16 protein-coding genes and 1 pseudogene are annotated in these 21438 nt (G+C 59.5%); 6 read left to right on the top strand and 11 right to left on the bottom strand.

The window, feature by feature from the left end:
* Positions 1-162: 162 nt before the first annotated feature.
* Both GE253_RS15095 and GE253_RS15100 read right to left on the bottom strand, forming a co-directional pair.
* Positions 163-1431: a site-specific integrase gene (locus tag GE253_RS15095; protein ID WP_153205001.1), complete on the bottom strand. Its 1269-nt coding sequence runs from the start codon at positions 1429-1431 to the stop codon at positions 163-165.
* Positions 1432-1624: 193 nt separating this feature from the next.
* Positions 1625-1879, bottom strand: a pseudogene (locus GE253_RS15100) (transposase); the annotation flags it as partial.
* 374 nt (positions 1880-2253) lie between these two features.
* Here GE253_RS15100 and GE253_RS15105 point away from each other — a divergent pair.
* The 3 genes from GE253_RS15105 (at position 2254) to GE253_RS15115 (ending at position 7583) form a co-directional block, all read left to right on the top strand.
* Positions 2254-4119: a DUF1800 domain-containing protein gene (locus tag GE253_RS15105; protein WP_153205003.1), complete on the top strand. Its 1866-nt coding sequence runs from the start codon at positions 2254-2256 to the stop codon at positions 4117-4119.
* A gap of 47 nt (positions 4120-4166) precedes the next feature.
* Positions 4167-5453 carry a DUF1501 domain-containing protein gene (locus tag GE253_RS15110; RefSeq protein WP_153205004.1) on the top strand — a complete coding sequence of 429 codons (1287 nt, stop codon included), beginning with the start codon at positions 4167-4169 and terminating at the stop codon, positions 5451-5453.
* 102 nt (positions 5454-5555) lie between these two features.
* The gene (locus GE253_RS15115; RefSeq protein ID WP_153205005.1) at positions 5556-7583 is read left to right on the top strand and encodes a TonB-dependent receptor; all 2028 of its coding nucleotides are present in this window, start codon (positions 5556-5558) and stop codon (positions 7581-7583) included.
* A 133-nt stretch (positions 7584-7716) separates the two neighbouring features.
* Here GE253_RS15115 and amt read toward each other — a convergent pair whose 3' ends face one another.
* Positions 7717-9852: an ammonium transporter gene (gene amt / locus GE253_RS15120; protein WP_153205006.1), complete on the bottom strand. Its 2136-nt coding sequence runs from the start codon at positions 9850-9852 to the stop codon at positions 7717-7719.
* Between the two features lie 211 nt (positions 9853-10063).
* On the opposite strand from amt, the gene GE253_RS15125 reads away from it, so the two are divergent.
* Positions 10064-10483 (top strand): VOC family protein, encoded by a 420-nt coding sequence (locus GE253_RS15125; RefSeq protein ID WP_153205007.1) that lies wholly within the window; start codon positions 10064-10066, stop codon positions 10481-10483.
* Between the two features lie 54 nt (positions 10484-10537).
* Here the strand turns inward: GE253_RS15125 and GE253_RS15130 are convergent, their stop codons facing one another.
* On the bottom strand, positions 10538-11167 hold the full coding sequence (locus tag GE253_RS15130; protein WP_173012662.1) for an MSMEG_1061 family FMN-dependent PPOX-type flavoprotein: 630 nt from the start codon (positions 11165-11167) through the stop codon (positions 10538-10540).
* Positions 11168-11249: 82 nt separating this feature from the next.
* On the opposite strand from GE253_RS15130, the gene GE253_RS15135 reads away from it, so the two are divergent.
* Positions 11250-11888 carry a TetR/AcrR family transcriptional regulator C-terminal domain-containing protein gene (locus GE253_RS15135; protein WP_211101484.1) on the top strand — a complete coding sequence of 213 codons (639 nt, stop codon included), beginning with the start codon at positions 11250-11252 and terminating at the stop codon, positions 11886-11888.
* Between the two features lie 6 nt (positions 11889-11894).
* On the opposite strand, the gene panC is transcribed toward GE253_RS15135, so the two are convergent.
* The 7 genes from panC to GE253_RS26565 all read right to left on the bottom strand — a co-directional run bounded on the left by panC (position 11895) and on the right by GE253_RS26565 (position 19114).
* Positions 11895-12746 carry a pantoate--beta-alanine ligase gene (gene panC / locus GE253_RS15140; protein WP_153205009.1) on the bottom strand — a complete coding sequence of 284 codons (852 nt, stop codon included), beginning with the start codon at positions 12744-12746 and terminating at the stop codon, positions 11895-11897.
* Between the two features lie 71 nt (positions 12747-12817).
* Positions 12818-13258 (bottom strand): nuclear transport factor 2 family protein, encoded by a 441-nt coding sequence (locus tag GE253_RS15145; protein ID WP_153205010.1) that lies wholly within the window; start codon positions 13256-13258, stop codon positions 12818-12820.
* Between the two features lie 56 nt (positions 13259-13314).
* Positions 13315-14082: an SDR family NAD(P)-dependent oxidoreductase gene (locus GE253_RS15150; RefSeq protein WP_153205011.1), complete on the bottom strand. Its 768-nt coding sequence runs from the start codon at positions 14080-14082 to the stop codon at positions 13315-13317.
* 310 nt (positions 14083-14392) lie between these two features.
* Positions 14393-16465 carry a tetratricopeptide repeat protein gene (locus tag GE253_RS15155; RefSeq protein ID WP_153205012.1) on the bottom strand — a complete coding sequence of 691 codons (2073 nt, stop codon included), beginning with the start codon at positions 16463-16465 and terminating at the stop codon, positions 14393-14395.
* A 212-nt stretch (positions 16466-16677) separates the two neighbouring features.
* Positions 16678-18231, bottom strand: a complete 1554-nt coding sequence (locus GE253_RS15160) for a cryptochrome/photolyase family protein (protein ID WP_247878680.1) — start codon at positions 18229-18231, stop codon at positions 16678-16680.
* Positions 18228-18968, bottom strand: coding sequence for a DUF6134 family protein (locus GE253_RS15165; protein ID WP_153205013.1), 741 nt, complete (start codon positions 18966-18968; stop codon positions 18228-18230). The genes GE253_RS15160 and GE253_RS15165 overlap by 4 nt, the downstream gene beginning before the upstream one ends.
* Positions 18969-18985: 17 nt before the next feature.
* The gene (locus GE253_RS26565; protein WP_282183237.1) at positions 18986-19114 is read right to left on the bottom strand and encodes a hypothetical protein; all 129 of its coding nucleotides are present in this window, start codon (positions 19112-19114) and stop codon (positions 18986-18988) included.
* 321 nt (positions 19115-19435) lie between these two features.
* On the opposite strand from GE253_RS26565, the gene GE253_RS15170 reads away from it, so the two are divergent.
* Positions 19436-21436 carry a TonB-dependent receptor gene (locus GE253_RS15170; RefSeq protein ID WP_247878681.1) on the top strand — a complete coding sequence of 667 codons (2001 nt, stop codon included), beginning with the start codon at positions 19436-19438 and terminating at the stop codon, positions 21434-21436.
* Positions 21437-21438: the final 2 nt, after the last annotated feature.

Here is a 21438-nt window from a genome sequence, read left to right on the forward strand (position 1 = left end):
ACAAAATCCGCAGCGCATCTCGCTTGAATTCCGCCGTGATCTTGACCTGCTTTACTCGAACCATCAAAACCTCCATCAAACCCAAATTTTAGGATGATGGCTCTCCACTTTGCCAGGGCAAGTCCAGCTATGAAGGACGAAAGGGCAGGGGGTGCCCTACCTCTACGGTGCTGATTTCGCGCTTGCCCAGGATCCCAAGGGCTGGACCGTGTATTTGTGATTGCGCCGCCGCTTTGTACTGATCGTCGCCTGCTTGGCAATGAAGTCTGAGACCTTCTCCATGGCATTCTTGACCGGATCGGCCGCCAGATGGGCGTAACGGGCCGTGGTCTGCACTTGGGTATGTCCGAGCAGCTTGCCGATCATCGGCAGTCCTTCTCCCAGGAACAGGGCGCCGCTGGCGAACGAGTGCCGCAGATCATGGATGCGGACATCATCCAGCCCGGCCTTCTTGCGGATGCGGCGCCAGGGCGGCTGCAAGTCGGTCAGCCGGGCACCTTCCTTCGTGCCGGTGATGACCCAGGGATTATCCTGCAGCCGGGGGATGGACCGCAGGACGGCGGCTACCACTTCCCCGAAATGTACGATTTTGGTACCTGTCTTGGAATCCGGCAGCCGCAACGCCCGCGCCTGCCAATCCACGTAGGACCATTTCAAGGTCATGACCTCGCCCAGGCGGCAGCCCGTCAGCATCAGCAACCGGACGGCGGCCACCACGGCTGGAGGCTCCGAACCATCCGCCTCGACCTCGGCCAATGTCCGGCCCAGGGAGGCGTATTCGTCGGCGCCCAGAAACCGTTCGCGCTTCTCCTCACTATACTTCTTCACATGCAGGCAGGGATTGCTGCCGTCCGGTCGCAGCCCCCAGACTTCGGCCAGATTGAACATCTTGGACAACACGCCCAGAGTCCGGTTGGCCTGGTAGGGAATGTGCTGCAGGGATTGGTGCATTTCGGCGATGTCTCGGCGCTCGATATCGAGGACCTTGCGGGTACCGATCTCGGGATTGATGAACAACTCGACGGAGCGCTTGTATTCATACTGGGTGGAGGGCTTGCAGCGGACGGCGACATGTTCCTTGAGGAAACGCTCGCCGAGCCCTTTGACCGTAGGCGATTTGCGGGCCACGTCCAGTTCCTTGACCGGGTCGTTGCCAGCCTTCGCCTGTGAGATGATCTCGTGCGCCTTGATCCGGGCTTTCTCGGCGGTGATGGGGCCATGCGTGCCGATCGTCACCTTCCGCAGCCGGCCCTTGACCCGCGTCATGGCGACATAAACCTTGCGACCCGATGGCCAGACCCGCACGCCGAAGCCGCGAAGTTCGTCATCCCAATGGACGGTTTCGACGGCTTCCGGCTTCAACTGTTCGACCACGCGCTTGGTCAGTTTCGCCACAATCAGCCTCCGTTCCTGCCAAAAAACTGTGGTCATGCCACCGGTCCGCAGGTAACATATAGGTAACAGGAGAGAGTGAAATTAGGGTAACTGAAGCGTATTTGAGAGGCAATGGCTCATTTGGATTAGTATTTATAAACAGTATGTTATGGGTAATGGGCTGGTACCGCCGTATTTGATCGTATGAATACTTTTCAAACTCATAACCTGAAGGTCACAGGTTCAAATCCTGTCCCCGCATCCAATGCTTAAGCCGTTGATCCTCAAAAGGGATCAGCGGCTTTTTGCTGTCTGCGCCAAATGACCTGCTCCCCAAAACGTCACCGGCCATCCCCTCGATCGCCTGCTTGCGCCAAGCGCTGATCATCGTCTGGCGCACACCGTACTGCGACACAAGCTGCGCCATCGTCAACTCGCCCCGGATCGCATCAAGTACCACCTTCGCCTTGAAATCAGCCGAATATCGCTTCCTCTGTCCCGTCATGTCGGTCGTCCTTCAATAAGGCCGAACCAGGCTTAGCAAACTGTCCGCTCACGGGGGACCAGCTCTTTCCATCCGATTCTTGAATCACGCTCTCGCCTCCGATGGAAGACCAAATCTCAACAGGCCCTAAAATAACGGTAATTAATTGTTATAAAACACAAATATCTAAAAATAACAGCGACCGGCTACAAATCCGGGTCAGTTCAGATCTCCCGGTTTCGTAACATTCTGTAACTTGCTTCCTACGTCATGTAGCCCGCCTTCAACCGTTATCAACTTGCCGCGACTATAGTTTCGTTCCCTCCTTTCGTCCTCGCAGCGACCTGCCCTTGGTCGCCACCATGCTTGAAAACAAAAGCAGATGAGGACTGTCCATGAGCCACATCCATATCCCACGGTCGGGGCTCACCGCTTTTACCCTGGCACTCTTGCTGACCTACGCACCGTTGCTTCATGCAGCGACCGTAGATGAGGCTGAGCCGACAAATGCGGCAGAAGTCAAAGTCGCCGGCGTCGGTCTGGTTTCGTTGACGGCGCCCCCACAGGCACAGCAGAGCCGATCCGAAACCTTGACTTTACCTTATGCGGAAGCCGGGCTGGATCAACGCGAAGCGGCTAGGGTGCTCCTCAACCGCTTCACATTTGGCGCCCGTCCCGGCGACATTGATCGGGTCGTCGCCATGGGGCTGGGGCGCTGGTTCGAACAGCAACTTGCCCAGGCTGCTGAGGAGAATACACTCGATATCAAGCTCGCCGCCTTTCCGGCATTGTCCATGACGCACCAGCAGCTTTTCTCGAAATTTCCCAGCTTCTCGCAAAGTACCGCCCATGCCCGGCGCTTCTATGACCTTGTGCCGCCCGCCGATGCGATGGTCGATGGGGAATGGGCCAACCGCAAGCTGGTGCGTTTTCGTCAAAGCCAGGGATATCTGAATCAGGAAAAAGAGCTGTATCAGGAACTTGCGGGCCAAAAAATCGTCCGCGCCACCTTCAGCGAAAATCAGCTACAGGAAGTTCTGACTGATTTTTGGCAGAATCACTTCTACACCAGCAGCAGCAATTTCCGGTCACGGCCCTGGGTTTTGTTTTACGAAACGGAAGCAATCCGTCCCAATGTGTTAGGAAGATTCCGCGCTCTTCTGGGGGCGGCCGCCAAACACCCAGCGATGATCGAAGCTTTTCGGGGCGATGCCCAGAAGCAAACTGTGCCCGAGGCTGACACAGCCATGGGAAGAGCGCTGACGAAACTCCAGGCAAACGGCGACATCAAGCGCATTGCTGCGGTACGCCAGGAGCTGCAGGATATTGCCAATGAGGAAGATCTGATTCTGCCACGGCGCTTCTGGCCCGAGAGCGGCCCCAATCTTGAATTCTCCCGCATCATCATGCAGCAAACATTGGGTAGCGACAGGGCATATACGCCCAATGACCTGCAGGACGCGGCGCGTGTGCTAACCGGCTGGTCCAGCCTGCCCTACGGCGCGTCCGACGACTGGTTCAAAAGTGGTTTCGCCGAGGCGGCGGCGGGCGGTTTCGTAAGGCAGGGCAGCTTCCTATTCCGGGCTGATCACCATGATGCCACGAGCAAGCGCGTGCTGGGCCGGGTGTTCCCTGCGGGAGGTGGTTTGGAAGAAGGCGAGAAACTTCTCGACCTACTGGCCGCCAATCCCGCGACAGCGCGGCACATAGCGCAAAAGCTGGCAGAGCATTTCGTTGGCGATCAGCCCAGTGAGGCATTGACCACCACGTTGGCACGGCGTTTTGAACGTAGCCAGGGCGACCTGCGTGCAGTCTTGCGCACATTGGTTCAATCGCCCGAGTTCTGGAAGCAAGCCGCAACCCGGCCCAAAATAAAGACGCCGCTGCAATATGTCGTCAGTGCATTACGCGCAACGCAAGCCGATGTGCGCGCAACAGATACTCTCGTAAAGTCCATTGGTGATATGGGGCAACCGCTCTACGCCTATCTGGACTCCCATGGTTTGCCTGAAACACACCAGTGGATCAATCCGGCCACCTTATCGGCACGCATCAGATTTGCGAAAGACCTGTCTGGCGGTCAACTCGATGGGGTCGTCATCACCCCGTCCGCTGAGGTCCGCCTGGCTTCCCTGACAACCGAACTGCTGCACCATCAAGATGCGCACCACGCGGTGGATATGCTGGAACGGGAAGGCACTGCCAGCCCAACCCACATTTTGGCCACACTGCTCGCCAGTCCGCTGTTTCAGCTTCGATAAAAGAGCGAACGTCCAATCCGCCATCATCTTTTGGGGAGATAGAAATTATGGTCACACGACGCCTCTTTATACAGTCCGGCGGCCTGGCCGCCTTTGCGGCCGGTGCAATGGCGCCGATGTTTTTCGGCAATGCGGCATTAGCGGCGATGGGGAGCAATGCACGCAAAAAAGTACTGGTGGTTGTCTATCAGCGCTTTGGCATGGACGGCCTCCTCGCTGTATCTCCCTATACCAGCGAATCCCTGGCCCGGCTCAGGCCACACATGACGTTGCCTGCCCCCGGATCCGGCAAAGAAAATGCGCTTCTGGACCTGGATGGCCAATATGGTCTTCACCCTGCCTTAAGCGCGCTCGCACCCCTTTATCGGGACGGGAGCCTGGCGATCATTCACGCTGCCGGTTCGCCTCACAACAGCCGTTCACATGCCGACGCGGCGCAGTGGTGGGAGTCGGGCACGCCTGGCAATAAGGCTACGGCCGATGGCTGGTTGAACCGCGCGCTTGCAGCGGCTCCGGATGGTGAGGGCCGATTGCTGCGCGCGGCTTCCCTCACGCCCGAGCAACCCCGCATTTTGTATGGCGCTCAGCCCGTTACATCCATTACCGATCTGGACCAACTGGCCCTCGGCCTGAGGCCGCCCGCGGGGAATTCAGCATCGATGAGCGCGGTGGAGCGGCTTTACGCCGAGAGTGACAACGCCGCACTGCGCACAGCGGGAAAGCTGAGCTTTGAGGCGGCGCGTGTCCTCGCTGTCGCCAAAAACACCGCCAGCAGCGCCGCCAACTATCCAGAAAACTCGACCTTCGCAAGCGGGATGCGCAACATCGCACAGCTCATCAAGGCCGATATCGGGCTGCAGGTGGCTTTTGCCGAGTCAAGATCAGGCGCCAATGCGATGGGATCGTGGGACACGCATTCCAAGGCACTCGACGCCGCCGGAAAATTCTCGTTCCCGCCGGTCGCCCGTGATTTTGCCAACACCGTTGCGGCCTTCTGGGACGATCTCGGTCGACATCGTGACGATGTTGTGTTGGTCACCCATACCGATTTCGGGCGCAACGTCGTGGGTAACGACGGAGCAGGGGCAGACCATGGTCGCGCGACCGCAATATTCGCGCTTGGCCAGAACATCAAAGGCGGAAAAATTTACGGAGAACTACCCGAGCGGTTCGAGCGCGATGCGCTGGAAGACCAAATCGATCTTCCGGTCACAACCGATTACCGCGCTGTCCTGACCGAACTGGCCGGTACCCAACTTGATATCAAGCCTGATCGGGATTCAACCTTATTCCCGGGCTGGAATGGCACACGCATGTCGCTGACGCGCGCCTGAGCCCGATCCCGGCGGCGCAGCCGGGCCCCCTTCCTTTTCCGGCTCTCTGTCCAGCAATGGACAGAGTTGCCGCATGTCCATCTTTTGATCCTGGATATTAAAATGAATCTAAAAGCGACATTGGCCTTGCCCATGAGCATCGCGTGTTTCATGACAGCCCATGCAGCGGAAAACGTCGAACCTTTGCAGATGGCTGCTGGCGACGTGCAACAGACCGCGAGCGCCGATGCGATCATTGTCAGCGCCACAAAAGTACGAACCCAGCTAAAGAAAATGACGCAGCCGACCACGGTGGTCGATGCGGGCGAGATAGAGGCCAAGGCCCATATCGACCTCACGGAAGTCCTGCGGGCACAGCCTAGTATCGAATTTAAGAAAGCCGGTGGTCCCGGACAATTTAATTATCTTCGGCTGCGCGGATTCTCGAACAGTATTCTGTTCGTGCTGGACGGTGTGGTGATGAATGACGGAAACTCTGGCGGAATTGGCAATCTGATCGGCCAGATCGACCCATCGATGATTGGCAGTCTGGAGGTTCTGCGAGGTCCACACGCTACCGTGTATGGTGCCGATACCACAGCGGGCGTCATCTCGCTTACGACCAAGGGCGGAGAGTCTCCCGAATCTGCCGTTGCCGTGGAAGGTGGATCATTAAAATGGAAGAAAATCCGCGCCAATTATCGTAACAATTTCGATGTGGGCGACGGAACTCTCAATTTCGCTCTTAATGGATCAATTACAGATAGTGGCGGCGTTCACCAGTTCGAATATTTTAAAGATAAGTCATTTAGTGGAAAAATATCTTATGTGAAGGAAGCTTTCGAGATTGGCTCCAGCGTTTACCGGACGGACAACCGTTTCCAATATGCGGAACTGAAAGAAGCCTATTGTTGCCAGACGCCGGAGACCTACTGGTCGTTTCAGGTTCCCGATCCCAATCAGAATAGTCAGTCAGAATTTCTTGTCGGAACGATCTGGGCAAAACACAAGATCAGCGACCGTTGGAGCCAGAAACTTCAGCTCTCCGGAATGAAGCGCGATTACGACACGACTGATCTGGATGACGGTCTGTTGGCATATCAGCCGGCGCCGCTGAAAAATTTCGTCTATAACGGCGTTACCTACGCCAAGGGAGCGCCAATTCCTATTTTTGACCGCGGTTACGTTTCCTATACGACGGGCAAGAACAAGCAGGCTGACTATAATCTCGTTTACAGCGAGAATGACCTGACAGCGCTGTTTGGGGCGACATATTTGCAGCAGAAATTTTTGGGGCGCAACGCCACTGCCATAACCAGCGATACGAAGCAAAGCGTGAAATCCGTGTACGGACAACTTCAGTTCGATGTAATGAATGGAAAAATGCACCCTAATGCCGGGGTGAGGCTTGACGATTACAGTGTCTGGGGGCGTGAGATTACCTATAGTGTAGGGTCGGCCTTTGATATTGCCTCTTCTACCTCGGTATATGCGAATTACGGCACCAGCTTCACCCAGCCGACATTGTCGCAACTGTTCAACCCAACCTACGGGAATGGCAACCTCACGCCAGCAAACGGCAAAACCGTCGAGGGTGGCATACGCCATAAGTTGTTTGGCGGCACCGCGAGTATAGACCTCGCCGTCTATCATTCCATGATTCACAACATCATCATGTTCGATTCCAGTATCGTTAATCCCCGTGTCGCGGGGACGGGACGCGGCTTGTACGTCAATCGTGACGCTGCAATGTCCCAGGGCGTTGAGTTGGCTGCGCGCTATCAGATTTTGCCAAATGTTTCCGGAAATATAACCTATAGTTACACTGATGCAAAAACAAAGGCAGCATCCGGCGCGTGGAACCGCATGTTTCAGGTTGCCTATCACAAGATTAATTTTGGGCTCAATTATGCATCGGATCGTGTCGATTTGGGAACGAACCTTTATTATGTCGGCCCACGGCTGCGTTGGGCAGGCGATATCAGTACGGATAGTTACTGGCGCCTGGATTTATCCGGACGATATCGTGTCACGGATTGGCTAAGCGTCTATGGCCGCGTCCAGAACGCGCTCGATGCGAACATCATTGAAGAAGTGGGCTATAAGCAGCCTGGGCTCTACGCCATCTCCGGTATTGAGGTAAAATTCTAACCCGCCCTATTCACGGGCAATGTGACCTGCTCCCCAAAACGTCATCGGTCATAAGCAGAGCCCTCAAATAGCCCTCCTCGGTCAGGAGAATTTTACTTTGCACCGGACCCATTTCCAGGGAGCAGGTCACAATTTACCCCGCCACCCGCCGCCCCTCTGCCGCTGGCAGGTCCAGCGTGCGGGCAATGGGGAAGCGGATGGCAACGCTGGTGCCCTGGCCGCGCGCTGTCTGGATGACCATCGTGCCCTCATGCAGGCGCACCAGGGCATTGACCAGCGACAGGCCCAGGCCGGAGCCGCCATGCCCCTTGGCCAGCCCGCCTTCCAACTGGGTGAAGGGTTCCAGCGCCTTGGGCACCGATTGCGGGTCCATGCCGATACCCGTATCCGAGACATTGAGGCAAAGCCGGCGGTCGGGTTCCAGCATGGCACCGATCCTGACCCGCCCGCCGGCCGGGGTGAACTTCACCGCATTGCCCACCAGATTGATCAAAATCTGCCGCACCGCCCGTTCATCGGCCAGCATGGAGGGCAACCCTTCCGGCACGTCCAGCCGCAGATCCAGGCTGCTGCTTTCTGCCAGGGGCAGCATCAGCCGGTGGACGCCATACAACACACGTCGCAAATCCAGTGGCTGTTCGTTCAGCTGGAACTTCCCCGCCTCCAGTCGGGAGAAATCCAGCACATCATTGACCAGCGCCAGCAGATGCTTGCCACCATCATTGATATCGCGCGCGTGTTCCACATAGCGCCCGTCAATCGGCCCATAGGCCTGATCGGCGATCAGGTGGGAGAAACCGATGACGGCGTTCAGCGGCGTGCGCAGCTCATGGCTCATGGTAGCCAGGAACTGTGATTTGGCCAGGTTGGAATTCTCCGCCTCTACTTTGGCGCGGCCGAGCTCATCCAACAATTGTTCGTGACGCTGAATCTCCGAGGTCACCCGGTCAATCACCCGGTTATACTGGGCGGCGATCAACTCCACATCGGATTGCGGCTCCACATGCACGGGCCGGTCGAACTTGCCTTCCAGCCGGTGGCGCTCCATCTCCGCCGCCAGATCCATCATCGGTGAGGTGGCGCCATGCTCGGCGATATTCAGGCCCAGCCGTTCCGATTCGGCATCAATGCGCAGCGGGAAGATCCGGTTGAACAGGTACAGCAGTGCATAGCCGCTGCCAAAAGCAAAGCCCCCACAGGCTAGCACGCCAATGGCCTGGGCCTGTAATTGCTGCCAGCGGTCCAGCCCGGTGCCGAACAGGGCGACATCCCCGAACAGGGCCACGCACAAGGTGCCCCAAACGCCGGCAAACAGATGCACCGGCACCGCCCCCACCGCATCATCGATGCGGAAATGGTCAAGCACCTTCTGCCCGAACAGCACCATCACCCCACCGGTTGCCCCCACCAGGGCCGCCGCCCCCGTGCCCAGTACCAGGGCACCGGCCGTCACCGCCACCAGCCCGCCCAGAATCCCGTTAAGGAAATGTTCCACCGTGGCGCGGCGCAGCGTGGCCAGAGCGATGAAATGCCCGGCCAGCCCACCGGCACAGCCGGCCACCATGGTGTTCAGCAGCACGCCGGGCGCCTTGGTCACCTCCCCCAGCACGCTGCCGCCATTGAAACCCAGCCAGCCGAACCACAGCACCAGCACGCCAGCCGCTGCCATGGTCAGGCTGTTGCCGCCCATGGCGCGCGTGCCGGGATCAAACCGTCCGGAGCGCGGACCGATCACCAGTACCGCCGCCAGCGCCAGCCAGCCCCCCACCGAATGCACCACGGTGGAGCCGGCAAAATCAATGAAGCCCAGCGCCGACAACCAACCCTGACTGCCCGGCCCGGCCATGCCGCCCCAGGCCCAATGGCCGAAAACCGGATAGATCAGGGCCGACAGCAGGGCCGAAACAACGATGTAGGAGCTGTAGCCCATGCGCTCGGCCACCGCACCGGAGACGATGGTGGTGGCCGTGCCGCAGAACATCATCTGAAACAGCAGAAAGACCAGCATATCCGGCCGCCCGGTATGTTCGGGCATCAGCGGCCCCAGCCCGATCAACCCGCCCAGACTGGGCCCGAACATCAGGGCATAGCCGAACAGCCAGAACAAGAAGCCGGCAATGCAGAAATCCATCACATTCTTGATGGCAACATTGATGCTGTTTTTGGCCCGGACAAACCCGACCTCCAGCAGGCAGAAGCCCAGCTGCATCATGAAGACCAGCCCGGCCGCCACCAAAATCCACACCTGTGCAATCGGGTCGCTGGTCATGCCCGTTTCCTGCCGGATATGTCCGGCCTTATCTTATTTAGTTACCCGTTTTGGTTGGACACCATGCCAGCATGAAAAATACTGCAATGCAACGGGGCAATGATCCTGTCACCCCGTACATTCAGACAGTATCTGCCATGCCGGGGCTGGGCAGCAGGCCGGGCAGCGCCTATCTTTGCCGGCATCATTCCCCCGCAACGGACTGGAAACCATGAAATATCTTCACACCATGGTCCGCGTGACCGACCTGGAACAGTCGCTGGATTTTTATTGCAACAAGCTGGGGCTGAAGGAAACCCGGCGGATGGAAAACCAGGCCGGGCGCTTCACCCTGGTCTATCTGGGTGCCGACGAGAACCCGCAGGCCGAGATTGAGCTGACCTATAACTGGGATCCGGAGGTCTATACCGGCGGGCGCAATTTCGGCCATCTCGCCTTCCAGGTGGAAGATATCTATGCCACCTGTCAGGCGCTGCTGGACAAGGGGGTGACCATCAACCGCCCGCCGCGCGATGGCTACATGGCCTTCATCCGCTCGCCGGACAATATTTCCATCGAACTGCTGCAGAAGGGTGGGGCCCTGCCCAAGCAGGAACCCTGGGCCAGCATGGCGAATACGGGCGTGTGGTAAGCAAGGAGGAGTGGCCCCCAGCGCCTGACCAGGCGACGGGGGCCAGGCTTTCCCTCAACCATAAAGATTTTCTCGCAAGGCCCGCTGATAATCGGCATCAATCATCTCCGCCGTCACCTCAGCCACATCCGACACCGCCTTCATCATGGTGCCGACGGAAGGCAGTTCAGACTTCTGCCATTTTGTCGGCTGCCAGATATGGGAGCGGCGGAGCGCCTTGCCGCAATGGAAATAGGCTTCCTGAACCGCCAGCAGGATGGCCAGTTTCGGCACCCGGCCACCTTCCGTCATGCTTTCCAGCAGATCCGCCCGGCGGGACAGCACAGCCTTGCCGTTGATGCGCAGGAACGTATCGGCATAGGGCACAACAAAAACCAGGCCGCACCGCCCATCAGAGGACAGGATGTTGGTCATGCTTTCCAGCTTGTTATTACCGGGCCAGTCTGGAATGGCGATATGGTCCTGATCCACCACGCGCACAAAGCCGGGGGCCCCGCCCCGTGGTGAATTATCCAGCCCATCCGGGCCCGCCGTAGCGATAAACACCAGCGGGCTGGCGGCAATGAAGCTGGTCATGAAGCCATCCAGCCGGGGAAACTTCATCCGCAGGATACGCTCTTGCGGCAGTTCATACAGGGTACGCAACTGCTCCAGGCTTTCCACACGCTCATTTCCGGCATCCATGATGCTCCTCCATCGCATAATCTAACGTCGTTAGATTGACCTAACATTGTTAGAGTGGCAAGCGTTAACAAGGGGGCTGTTGGTGAAAATCACGCGGGAACAGGTGACAGAGGCAGCACTGACGCTGCTGGATATGGTGGGGTTGGAGGGGTTGACGATGCGGCGATTGGCGCAGGCCCTGAACATCCAGGCACCATCGCTTTACTGGCATTTCAAGAACAAGGAGGCGCTGATCGACCATCTGGCCGATCGGCTGCTGGATCGGGTCTGCGTCGATATCGACCCCGCCGCCGCTTGGCGGGCGCAGGTGGAGCAGATCGCCCGCCAGCTACGCCAGGGCCTATTGTCCCGGCGCGATGGGGCACGGCTTTATGCCGGCACCTATATCGTTACCCCCAACATTATGCGGGTGAATGACGGGGTGATGGGGTCGCTTCTCAGTGCCGGCTTTTCCGCCAAGGTCGCCGCCTGGGCCAACGGCTCCCTGTTCTTTTACGTGATCGGCTTCACGATTGAAGAACAGGGGCTGGTGGATGCAGCGGGCGCTTTGGTTGTCGACCTTGCGACACTGAAATCCCGCTTTGCCGAGGCGGCAGGCACCAGCCACCCAAGGCTGCTGGGCCTGATGGAGCCGCTTTTCGATACCGATATGGAAGCGCGATTCCAGTTCGGGTTGGATATGTTGCTGGATGGTCTGGCCTGCCAGAGGGCACGTGGATAGGCTGGATCAGGCCACCGGCATATTATCCAACAGCCGCACCCCGCCGATCCGGGCGGTGCAGATAATGCGGGCAGGCGCGCTGCCCAGCGTGGCCAGCGGTTCCAGCGTGGCGGCATCCACCATTGCCAAGTAATCCACCGCCGCAAACCCCGCCGCCAGCAGGGCGGCATTCGCCTGCTGGCAGGCGGCCTCAACCGTATCCGGGCGGGCGCAAACGGCGGCGATGGTCTCCCGCAAAATCCGGTTCAATTGCCCCGCCACCTGTCGCTGTTCACTGGAAAGGTAGGCGTTGCGGGAGGAGAGCGCCAAACCATCCGCCTCCCGCACCGTCGGTACGCCCTCAATGGCCACCGGCAAATCCAGGTCGCGCACCAACTGGCGGATGACAGCCAGTTGCTGGAAATCCTTTTCGCCAAAACAGGCGACATCGGCTTGCCCCTGCGACAGCAGTTTGGTGACCACCGTGGCCACGCCCTGGAAATGGCCAGGGCGGAAAGCGCCTTCCCAGCGGGTGGCGATGGGGCCGACATCAATGCTGGTGGCAAAGCCGGCGGGATACATCACATCGACCGTCGGCGCGAACAGCAGGTCACAGCCGGCACTGGCCAGCTTGGCCCCATCCCCCGCCTCGTCACGCGGATAGCGGGCGAAATCTTCATTCGGGCCGAACTGGGTGGGGTTGACGAAGACACTGGCCACCACCCGGTCAGCCAGTTCCCGACCCCGGCGCACCAGCGTCAGGTGCCCATCATGCAGGGCGCCCATGGTGGGGACCATGCCCACGCGCAGCCCTTCGCGGTGCCATTGCGCCACCTGGGCGCGCAGGTCGGCAACGGTACGGACGATGGCGATGCTCATGATGGCGATCCCGCGTGGCTGGTGGCGTTCCAGCGCTGGGGGTTAAGCCAGCCCCGGCCCGCCCGCAAGTGCTAATCCGCCATGCGCGCCTTGATCTGACGCAGCACCCAGCCCAGCACGGGCAGCCGTTCATAGAACTGCTCGGCGGCATCCCAATGATCGATATGGGAAGTCACCTGCCCCGCCATGTCGAACTTGACCTCCGACATGCCCTCAATCGTCGTCGGCCGTGGCGCACCGGCGGTACGGAAGCTGAAACCCCAGCGCAGATAGGTCATCTGTTCGGAAATCGCATGGTCGCGGATGATGAAGCGCGGCTGTTCCACCCGCTGGAACATGCGGGCAAACACCTGCTTCATGCGGTCGCGGGAGCGGAAATCATTGAACGGGTCTTTGAAATGCACATCCGGCACCGCCAGCCGGTCCAGCCGCGACACGGTTTCCGGGCGCAGTTCCTGATAGAAACGCAGATAGGCGTTAAGCGCCTGTTCTACCGGAACCCTGCCATTCATGGCTGTTGCAATCCATCCCACACTTGATCAGGCCCAACGCCCGTTTGATGGTGATCTTACCGCAAGGTGCGCCGGGCCAACAGGAAATACAGCGCATCGGGCAGCCGGCGCAAGAACAGCAGGCCCCAGGTGAAGCGCCGGGGAAAGGTGATCTGGAACCCATCCCCCTTCAGCGCCGCCACCAGCCGCGCCGCCGCCTTTTCCACCGGCATCAGGAAAGGCATGGGAAAGTCGTTCTTGTCGGTCAGCGGGGTTTTGATGAAGCCGGGGCAAACCAGTTGGGTTTTCAGCCCATAGCGTTCCACATCCATCTTCAGGCTTTCGGCCATATTGATCAGCGCCGCCTTGGTCGCGCCATAGGAATGCGACCGCGGCAGCCCGCGATACCCCGCCACGGAGGAGACAATGACGATATGCCCCGTGCCCCGCCCGATCATGCCGGGCAGCAGCGCATCCAGGCAATTGACCGTGCCCATCAGGTTGATATTGACGGTGCGGGCGAAATCCCCGGCATCCAGCCCCCTGGCCCCGTCGGGCTTGTAGGTGCCGGCATTCAGGATGGCCAGCGCCATCGGCCCATGGGTGGCCAAGGCCCCGGCCACCGCCGCCCGCACGCCCTGCAGGTCGGTCACATCCAACGGCAGCGGGATGATCCGCCCTGGCCCGCGGCTGCGTGCCGCGACATCCTGCAAGGCATCCACCCGCCGCGCCGACGCCAGCACCGTCCACCCCTCCGCCGCCAACGCCAGCGCCACATATTCCCCGATCCCGCTGGAGGCACCGGTGACCCAGGCGAAACCATCGGCGGGCGTGGGGGTATGCATCGGCTGGCTCCGCGTGTTGTGGGGGTGAGGGGAGATGTAGGGCAGGCGGGGCCGGGGGGAAGGGTGATGGGGGGCGGCTTTGGCGGTGATGAACGGCGACCCGTGCCCCACCTTTTCCCGTCATCCCTTCCGTTACCCCTTCCGTCATCCCGGCGAAAGCCGGGACCCAGGGTCACAAGCACAACCGTCGGTGCTGCCCTGATGGACGCTGTGGAAAGGTTGTTCGCGCGGCCCCTGGGTCCCGGCTTTCGCCGGGATGACGGAAGAGAGAGGCACGGCACCGAAAAACAAGCTCCCCCCGCGCCCACACTCACCCCTCCAGTGCCCGCAGCGCCCCTTCAAAATAACCCTTATCCTTTTGCCATTGCGGATGGTCCGGCTGTTTTGCCAGCAAACCCTTGATAATCCCCAATCCCCGCTGAAACCAGCCCCTGGCCCCTTCCACATCCCGCTGCGCCGCCGCCACCATGCCCATTTTCGCGTAACTGACGGCCAGATCGCGCTGCCATGCCGCGTGATCCGGCTGCGCGGCGGACAGTTTCTCCCGGATCGCCAAACCCTGGCGATAGGCTGCCAGCGCACCCGGCAGATCGCCCTGCGCCGACAGCGTCTCACCGATCTTGTTATGGCTGACGGAAAGGTCGCGTTGCCATGCCGCATGATACGGCTGCGCAACGGACAGCTTCTCCCGGATCGCCAAACTCTGGCGATATGCTGTCAGCGCACCCGGCAGATCGCCCTGCGCCGACAGCGTGTCACCGATCCTGTCATGACTGACGGAAAGATCGCGCTGCCATACTGGATGATCCGGCTGCGCGGCGGACAGCTTCTCCCGGATCGCCAAGCCCTGACGATAGGCGGCCAGGGCACCCGTCCGATCGCCCTGCGCCGACAGCGTGTCACCGATCCTCTCATGGCTGACGGAAAGGTCGCGCTGCCATTCCACATGATCCGGCTGCGCGGCGGACAGTTTCTCCCGGATCGCCAAGCCCTGGCGATAGGCGGTCAGCGCACCCGCCAGATCGCCCTGCGCAAACAGCGTGTCACCGATCTTGTGATGGCTGACGGAAAGGTCACGCTGCCATTCCGCGTTGTCCGGCTGCGCGGCGGACAGTTTCTCCCGGATCGCCAAACCCTGGCGATAGGCTGCCAGCGCACCCGTCAGATCGCCCTGCACCGACAGCGTGTCACCGATCCTCTCATGGCTTATGGAAAGGTCGCGCTGCCATGCCGCGTGATCCGTCTGCGCGGCGGACAGTTTCTTCCGGATCGCCAGACCCCGGCGATAGGCTGCCAGCGCACCCGCCAGATCGCCCTGCGCCGACAGCAGATCGCCGAAACGATTTTCCAGCACAGATTTTTCGCGCTGCCAGTCCGTGCTATCCGGTTCGTCCCTTAATGTTGCTTCCACAATCACCCGCGCCTGATCCAGCAAGGAACGGGCGGTCGGCCCATCCCCCTGGGCCATGGCCAGGTCGCCCAAGCGGAGATTGGCCCAATAGCGGTCATAGGCACCCGCCCCGGCAAGGGTCAGGACGCGGCGCAGGCGGGGGGCGGCGGCTTTGGGGTCGCCAGTATCCAGGGCGAAATAGCCCGCCATCAATTGCGCGCGGGCATTATCCGGGTCCAGTTCCGCCGCGCGGCGATAGGCGGCCAAGGCCCGCATCGGGTCTTTCAACCCGACAATGGCACCGAGGTTGAGATAGGCCTGGGCGGCCTGCCGGTTGCTGTCGCGGGCTGCGGCCTCCTGCGCCGCCGCCTCCTGCTGGAACAGGTCGCTGGCGCCGGTGATATCGCCCGCCTGCAAGCGTTTCACCGCCGCTGCCATGCGGTCATTACCCGCAGCTGCCGCCTGGATGGCGCTGTCAACCGCCGTTTCCTGTGCCTGCTGCGCCAGGGGGGAGGGGGTGCCCTCTTGCTTCTGTCGCAGTATGTCAAGGATTTGATCCAGCTTCGCCGAATCAGCGATCTGGGCAACCGCGATATTTTGCTGGCCTTGCTCCACGCGGCGCAGCATGTCCTGCATGTTGCGCACGACGGCGAAATACTCCGCCAGCAGGCCCCGTTCCTTGCCCCCCTTCACATGCGCAAGATGAAGCGCCAGCATCGCCAGCGCGGTGGGCAGGGCATAGGCCTGGATTGTCCAGAGATCCGCTGCAAGCGGCGGATGGACCAGGGCCAGGACGAAACTGCCGCCGCCAACCAGCACCGCAACAATCAGGAACCATACGGCGACGGGGGCCAGCAGGGTCAGGGCATCGGCCACCAACCCCAGCAGAGTGGCAACCACCGCCACCTTTTCCCATTCCGCCGTCAGAACATGCCAGATGGCGCCAAACTGCGCCGCCAGTTCCTGCCCCATGCCCACCGCCGGCCAAACCATGCCATTCAGCCAAAGACGCCGAACCGGGGGAGCATACCAATCGTTGATTGAAAAGGGCAAGGGGTGGATAGCAGAGGAAAATTCAAACGGGGGCAGACGGAAAGCAAAGTACCTGTGGCCCCTGGACCCCGGCCTTCGCCGGGGTGACGGTGAGAGTGGGAAAGAAAACGGGACGTGAGTGGACAGCCGCGTGATCCTACCCCAAGGCGCGCTCACTCATCCCCATAAGCCGGCACCAACCCCGCGATAAACCGCGCCGCATCCCGCTGCACCGCCGCGCGCTTCTCCGCGCTCATCCGGTCCAGGCCCTTATACATCGTCGCCATGCGGGGGTTGCCGCGTAACGCCCCCGCATTCTCCGCAATGAAATTCCAGTAGAGATAGTTGAAGGGGCAGGCGTCTGGCCCTTCTGTCTGTTTCACATCATACCGGCAGCGGCGGCAATAATCTGACATGCGGTCGATATATTTGCCGCTGGCGGCATAGGGCTTGCTGGCCAGATAGCCGCCATCGGCGAACATCACCATGCCATGCACATTGGGCAGTTCCACCCATTCATAGGCATCCAGATAAACCGCCAGATACCAAGCCTCAATCTCTGCCGGTTCCACCCCCAGCAGCAGGGCGAAGTTGCCGGTCACCATCAGGCGCTGGATATGGTGGGCGTAAGCCGTGCGCCGTGTCTGGTCGATCACCTGGGCCAGACAGTTCAAATCCGTTTCCCCCGTCCAGTAAAAATCCGGCAGGGGCCGGTGGGCGGAGAGCGCGTTGCTGTTGGCATATTCCGGCATGTTCAGCCAATAGATACCGCGCACATATTCCCGCCAGCCCAGGATCTGGCGGATGAAACCCTCCACCGCGTTCAAGGGGGCCTTGCCCTGGCGATAGGCTGCCTCTGCTGCCGCAACGGCGGCGCGCGGGTCCAGCAGGCCGGCATTCAGATAGGGCGACAGGATGGAATGGAACAACGTATCCTGCCCCATCGCCATGGCATCCTGATAATCACCGAAATCTGCCAGACCATGGCGGATGAAATGATCCAGCGCGCGGGTGGCATCCGCCGCCGTGACGGCATAGGCAAACCCCTCCAGGCTGCCGAAATGCTGGCCGAAGCGGCGGGCGACCAGGGCCAGCACCTCTGCGGTGATGGCATCCGGTTCCACCCGAAAGGGCGGGGGCGGTACCAGCCCCTTGGGCAGGCGCTTGCGGTTTTCCGCATCAAAATTCCACTGGCCGCCTTCCGGCTCCCCCTCCTGGGTCAACAGCACGCCATGGTCGCGCCGCATCTCCCGGTAAAAGAACTCCATCCGCATCTGGCGGCGGCCTTTTGCATGGGCGCGGAACCGGGAAATAGAGCAGAAGAACCGGTCATCCTCCCGCACCTCCACCGGGATGGGCAGGGCACGCTGCCAGTCCCGCATCTGTTTCCACACCCGCCATTCACCGGGAAAAGTCAGTTCCACGCGCGCCGACTGGTGCCGGTCGATGGCGCGGCGCAGTTCGCCATCCAGGCTGCCGGTGTTGCCCGCATCCTCCAGCGCCGCATAATCCACCGCCACGCCACGGGCGCGCAGTTCTTCGGCGAAATGGCGCATGGCGCTGAACAGGAAGGCGATTTTCTGCGGGTGATGGGGCACATAGGTCGCCTCTCCCATCACCTCCGCCATCAGCACCACGTCGCAGGTCCGGTCCACGCCGCGCAGGCTGGGCAGGTTGTGGGAAAGCTGGTCGCCCAGCACCAGCCGCAAGGTGCCGCCAGCGCTCAAGACCGGCCCCCGGTGCTGCTGGCCTCATCGGTGACCATGGGGACGGGGCTGGCACCGCCGGGGCCATCCAGCACATAATGGATGTTCTGACCCTTGGCTTCGAATGCCAGCCCGACCCAGGCCCCGGTATCATCATACCAAAGGTCGATCTTGTCGGTGCTGCCGGGCTTGTTGGTCTGGATATTGATGCGGTGGTGGCGGGCCGGCTGGGGCGCGCCGCCAGGGGGCGGCTCGGGCCCCAAATCCTCCATCGCCACATCCATGATCAGGCCGCGCTGGGTATCCAGCAATTGCGTGGCGCCGGTGATGGCACTGTTCCAGTAACTGGTGGGGATGATGGCGGCGGGGGCGATCACGCGGCCATGGGCGCTGCTGTCAATCTCCAGCCCCGCCTCTGTGGCGCGGCCGGTCACCGCATAGCGGTCGCCATCATCATTGGTTTCCGTATCGATGGCGATCAGCCGCCCGTCGCGCCAGACCTCCCGGTTATGGTGCTGATAGCGATAGGCGTTGATGAAGGCCAGCTTCACCTCCAGCAAGATCTGCTTTTCCATGATCAGATCGTCGCCCTGACGGGAAAAGCGCAGCCGGTGATAGCCCATGGGAATGTCGCCCTGGCGGAAAACGCTGAAGGCAAGGCTGTCGCCGGGCGGAAGGGTGAAGGCAAAGGCACCCCGCCCGGCCAAACCGGCACAGGCCATGCCCAGCAGCAGCGAGCGGCGATGGATCATCGGCATATCACGCTCTCCGTAGCTCAGCCCTTGGTCTGCAACGTACCACGCCCTCCATCAACACCCAGCGCCCGCCCGGTGATCCATCCCGCCGCCCCGCCGGTGGCACCGATGATGATGATGGTGATGATGGTGATGATGGGTGCCGACATGCCGTCCCCACTGCGTTAATCAGATCGAACCAACCCAGAGGCACATAGAACGTAGGTGCGGTTTGTCCAGCCCTTATCCAGCCGAAAAAGGATAGGGCCCGCCGATAAATGGATAGAAAATAACCTGATCGATATTTTATTATTTCAAAACTATCCGAAAGAAGGTGTTTCTAGAAATTCCTTAAAAGAAAATTTTCTATCCTTCTGAATAACTATAATTGCTAAATCGATCTGCCATAGTTCTACCACCAAGAATAACCCGCCCGCGCTCAGAAATGTTGATCGCCGGGCCGGCAAGTGGATGTGGGGAACTTCATGAAAATGGCAACGATCACGCCATCTGGGCTGATTCTGGCGGCCGTGACCAGCATGGCCCTGGCACAGGCTGCCATGGCGCAGTCGATGGATTACGGCTCCTTGCAGGATCTGTTCGGGGAACCGGTAACCACCTCGGCCACCGGCAAGCCGCAGCGCGCCAGTGAGGTGCCGGCGGCCATGACAATTGTAACAGCCGATGAAATCACCAAGTCCGGGGCCCGAACCATACCCGATGTTTTAAATCGGGTAGCCGGCATTGACGTGCTGCAATGGACCAGCAGCAATGCCGATGTGGGTATTCGCGGCTACAACCAGGGATACAATCCTAGACTTCTGGTCCTGGTCAACGGCCGACAGGTCTACCAGGATTTCTACGGTATGACTTTATGGTCATCCATCCCGGTGCAGCTTTCGGAAATCCGGCAGATTGAGGTGGTGAAGGGCCCCCAATCAGCGCTGTTCGGCTTCAATGCCGTCTCAGGGGTGATCAATATCGTTACCTACAGCCCATTCTACGATGACGTAGGTACAGTGGAAGCCACATTAGGCAACCTGGGGCAAAAGGAGTTCAGCTTTGTCAAAACGCTGAAACTCGGCACTCGTGGCGGCATACGTTTGTCTGCCGGCGGGTGGGATATGGATACCTATGGCACCAATACCAGTACAAACTGGGCAAAGTTCTATGACAAGAAAAGCAGTAGCCGGACCGCTTCTCTGGACAGTCTCTTCCAGATTACCCCTGATATACAGGCAGGATTGGAAACGACCTGGAACAGCATAAATGAATTTGGCATCGCTAGTAGCGGTGAATATGTGAGAAATGACTACAAAACCTATTCCATACGAGGAAATTTAAAAGCAAACACGAGAATCGGCTTATTGGAAGCCAATGCATACTCCAATAACCTTGATGTTAATCTTGGAAGCAGAGTGAGTTTTGTCAACACAAAAATGCGCTCAAATATCGTCCAGTTACAGGATCTCGTAAAACTGGATGATCGTTTAACCACCCGGATCGGCCTGGAGTTTCGCGATATCAGTATGAAAAGCTATCCGGTTAGGGGGGCCACCAACGGATATAAAAATTACGCCCTCTCCAACATGTTTGACTGGCAGGCCACGACGGACTTGAGTTTGACTCTGGCTCTGCGTGGCGATCACACAGCGCTCTACCGCGATGGTCCCCGCCCCTATCCCTTCACCGATACGGATTACGAACGCAGCTTCAACAGCTTTTCTTATAATGCCGGCATGGTCTGGCGCGTTACCGCGAACGACAGTCTGCTGCTGACCACCGCCCGTGGGATCAGTTCCCCCAGCCTGATCGAACTCAGAAATAACTCTGTTACAGCACCCAGTCCCAATTCCCTGCTGATTTCTGGAAATCCCAATGTCGACCCGTCCGTCACGACAAGTTACGAGATCGGATGGCGACATATGATCGACGACATCAATGGTTTCGGGCGTCTATCCGTCTCGCACCAAAAGACAACGGATTTGAAATTTGTCAATCTTTCAAGTCCAAAGTTAATCAACGGCTATCGAGTGTTCTTGCTGGGTGACAACCTTGGTTCAACTCAAGCATGGACATTGGAAGCGGAGCTGCAGGGAAAACTCGATGCTTTTCGCTGGAATCTATCATGGATGTGGATGGACACTGAAGACGCCATCAAGATTTCCAATCTCCTGATCGGCGAGAATTACGAGAAATCGAACGCTCGCAACACGGTTAAAGCCAATATTGGTTGGGATTCAGGACCATGGAGCACGGATCTGCTATTGCTCTGGAAAAGCAAGACCTACCGCTACCTACAGGATGGAAGCAATAAAACGTTATTTGAAGTCAACCCTGGCCTGATGACACAAGCCAGTGTTGGTTATCAGGTAACATCCGACCTGCGCATCTCCCTGTCTGGCGCCAATCTGCTGAAGGATGAAACGCGGCTGACCCCCGCTCCCAAGGCCGAACGCCGTGTCTGGGCTACCGTGTCCTACAAGCTCTGATC

The organism is Niveispirillum sp. SYP-B3756, assembly GCF_009495745.1.
Classification (GTDB): Bacteria; Pseudomonadota; Alphaproteobacteria; order Azospirillales; family Azospirillaceae; genus Niveispirillum.

Bases quoted from the DNA above. Each gene is read 5' to 3' on its own strand.
- GE253_RS15145 (WP_153205010.1), bottom strand. From the start codon at position 13,258: ATGAATGGCAGGGTTCCGGTAGAACAGGCGCTTAACGCCTATCTGCGT.
- GE253_RS26565 (WP_282183237.1), bottom strand. From the start codon at position 19,114: ATGTCGGCACCCATCATCACCATCATCACCATCATCATCATCGGTGCC.
- panC (WP_153205009.1), bottom strand. From the start codon at position 12,746: ATGAGCATCGCCATCGTCCGTACCGTTGCCGACCTGCGCGCCCAGGTG.
- amt (WP_153205006.1), bottom strand. From the start codon at position 9,852: ATGACCAGCGACCCGATTGCACAGGTGTGGATTTTGGTGGCGGCCGGG.
- GE253_RS15165 (WP_153205013.1), bottom strand. From the start codon at position 18,968: ATGCCGATGATCCATCGCCGCTCGCTGCTGCTGGGCATGGCCTGTGCC.
- GE253_RS15155 (WP_153205012.1), bottom strand. From the start codon at position 16,465: ATGGTTTGGCCGGCGGTGGGCATGGGGCAGGAACTGGCGGCGCAGTTT.
- GE253_RS15115 (WP_153205005.1), top strand. From the start codon at position 5,556: ATGAATCTAAAAGCGACATTGGCCTTGCCCATGAGCATCGCGTGTTTC.
- GE253_RS15130 (WP_173012662.1), bottom strand. From the start codon at position 11,167: ATGGATGCCGGAAATGAGCGTGTGGAAAGCCTGGAGCAGTTGCGTACC.
- GE253_RS15105 (WP_153205003.1), top strand. From the start codon at position 2,254: ATGAGCCACATCCATATCCCACGGTCGGGGCTCACCGCTTTTACCCTG.
- GE253_RS15170 (WP_247878681.1), top strand. From the start codon at position 19,436: ATGGCAACGATCACGCCATCTGGGCTGATTCTGGCGGCCGTGACCAGC.
- GE253_RS15150 (WP_153205011.1), bottom strand. From the start codon at position 14,082: ATGCATACCCCCACGCCCGCCGATGGTTTCGCCTGGGTCACCGGTGCC.
- GE253_RS15110 (WP_153205004.1), top strand. From the start codon at position 4,167: ATGGTCACACGACGCCTCTTTATACAGTCCGGCGGCCTGGCCGCCTTT.
- GE253_RS15125 (WP_153205007.1), top strand. From the start codon at position 10,064: ATGAAATATCTTCACACCATGGTCCGCGTGACCGACCTGGAACAGTCG.
- GE253_RS15095 (WP_153205001.1), bottom strand. From the start codon at position 1,431: ATGACCACAGTTTTTTGGCAGGAACGGAGGCTGATTGTGGCGAAACTG.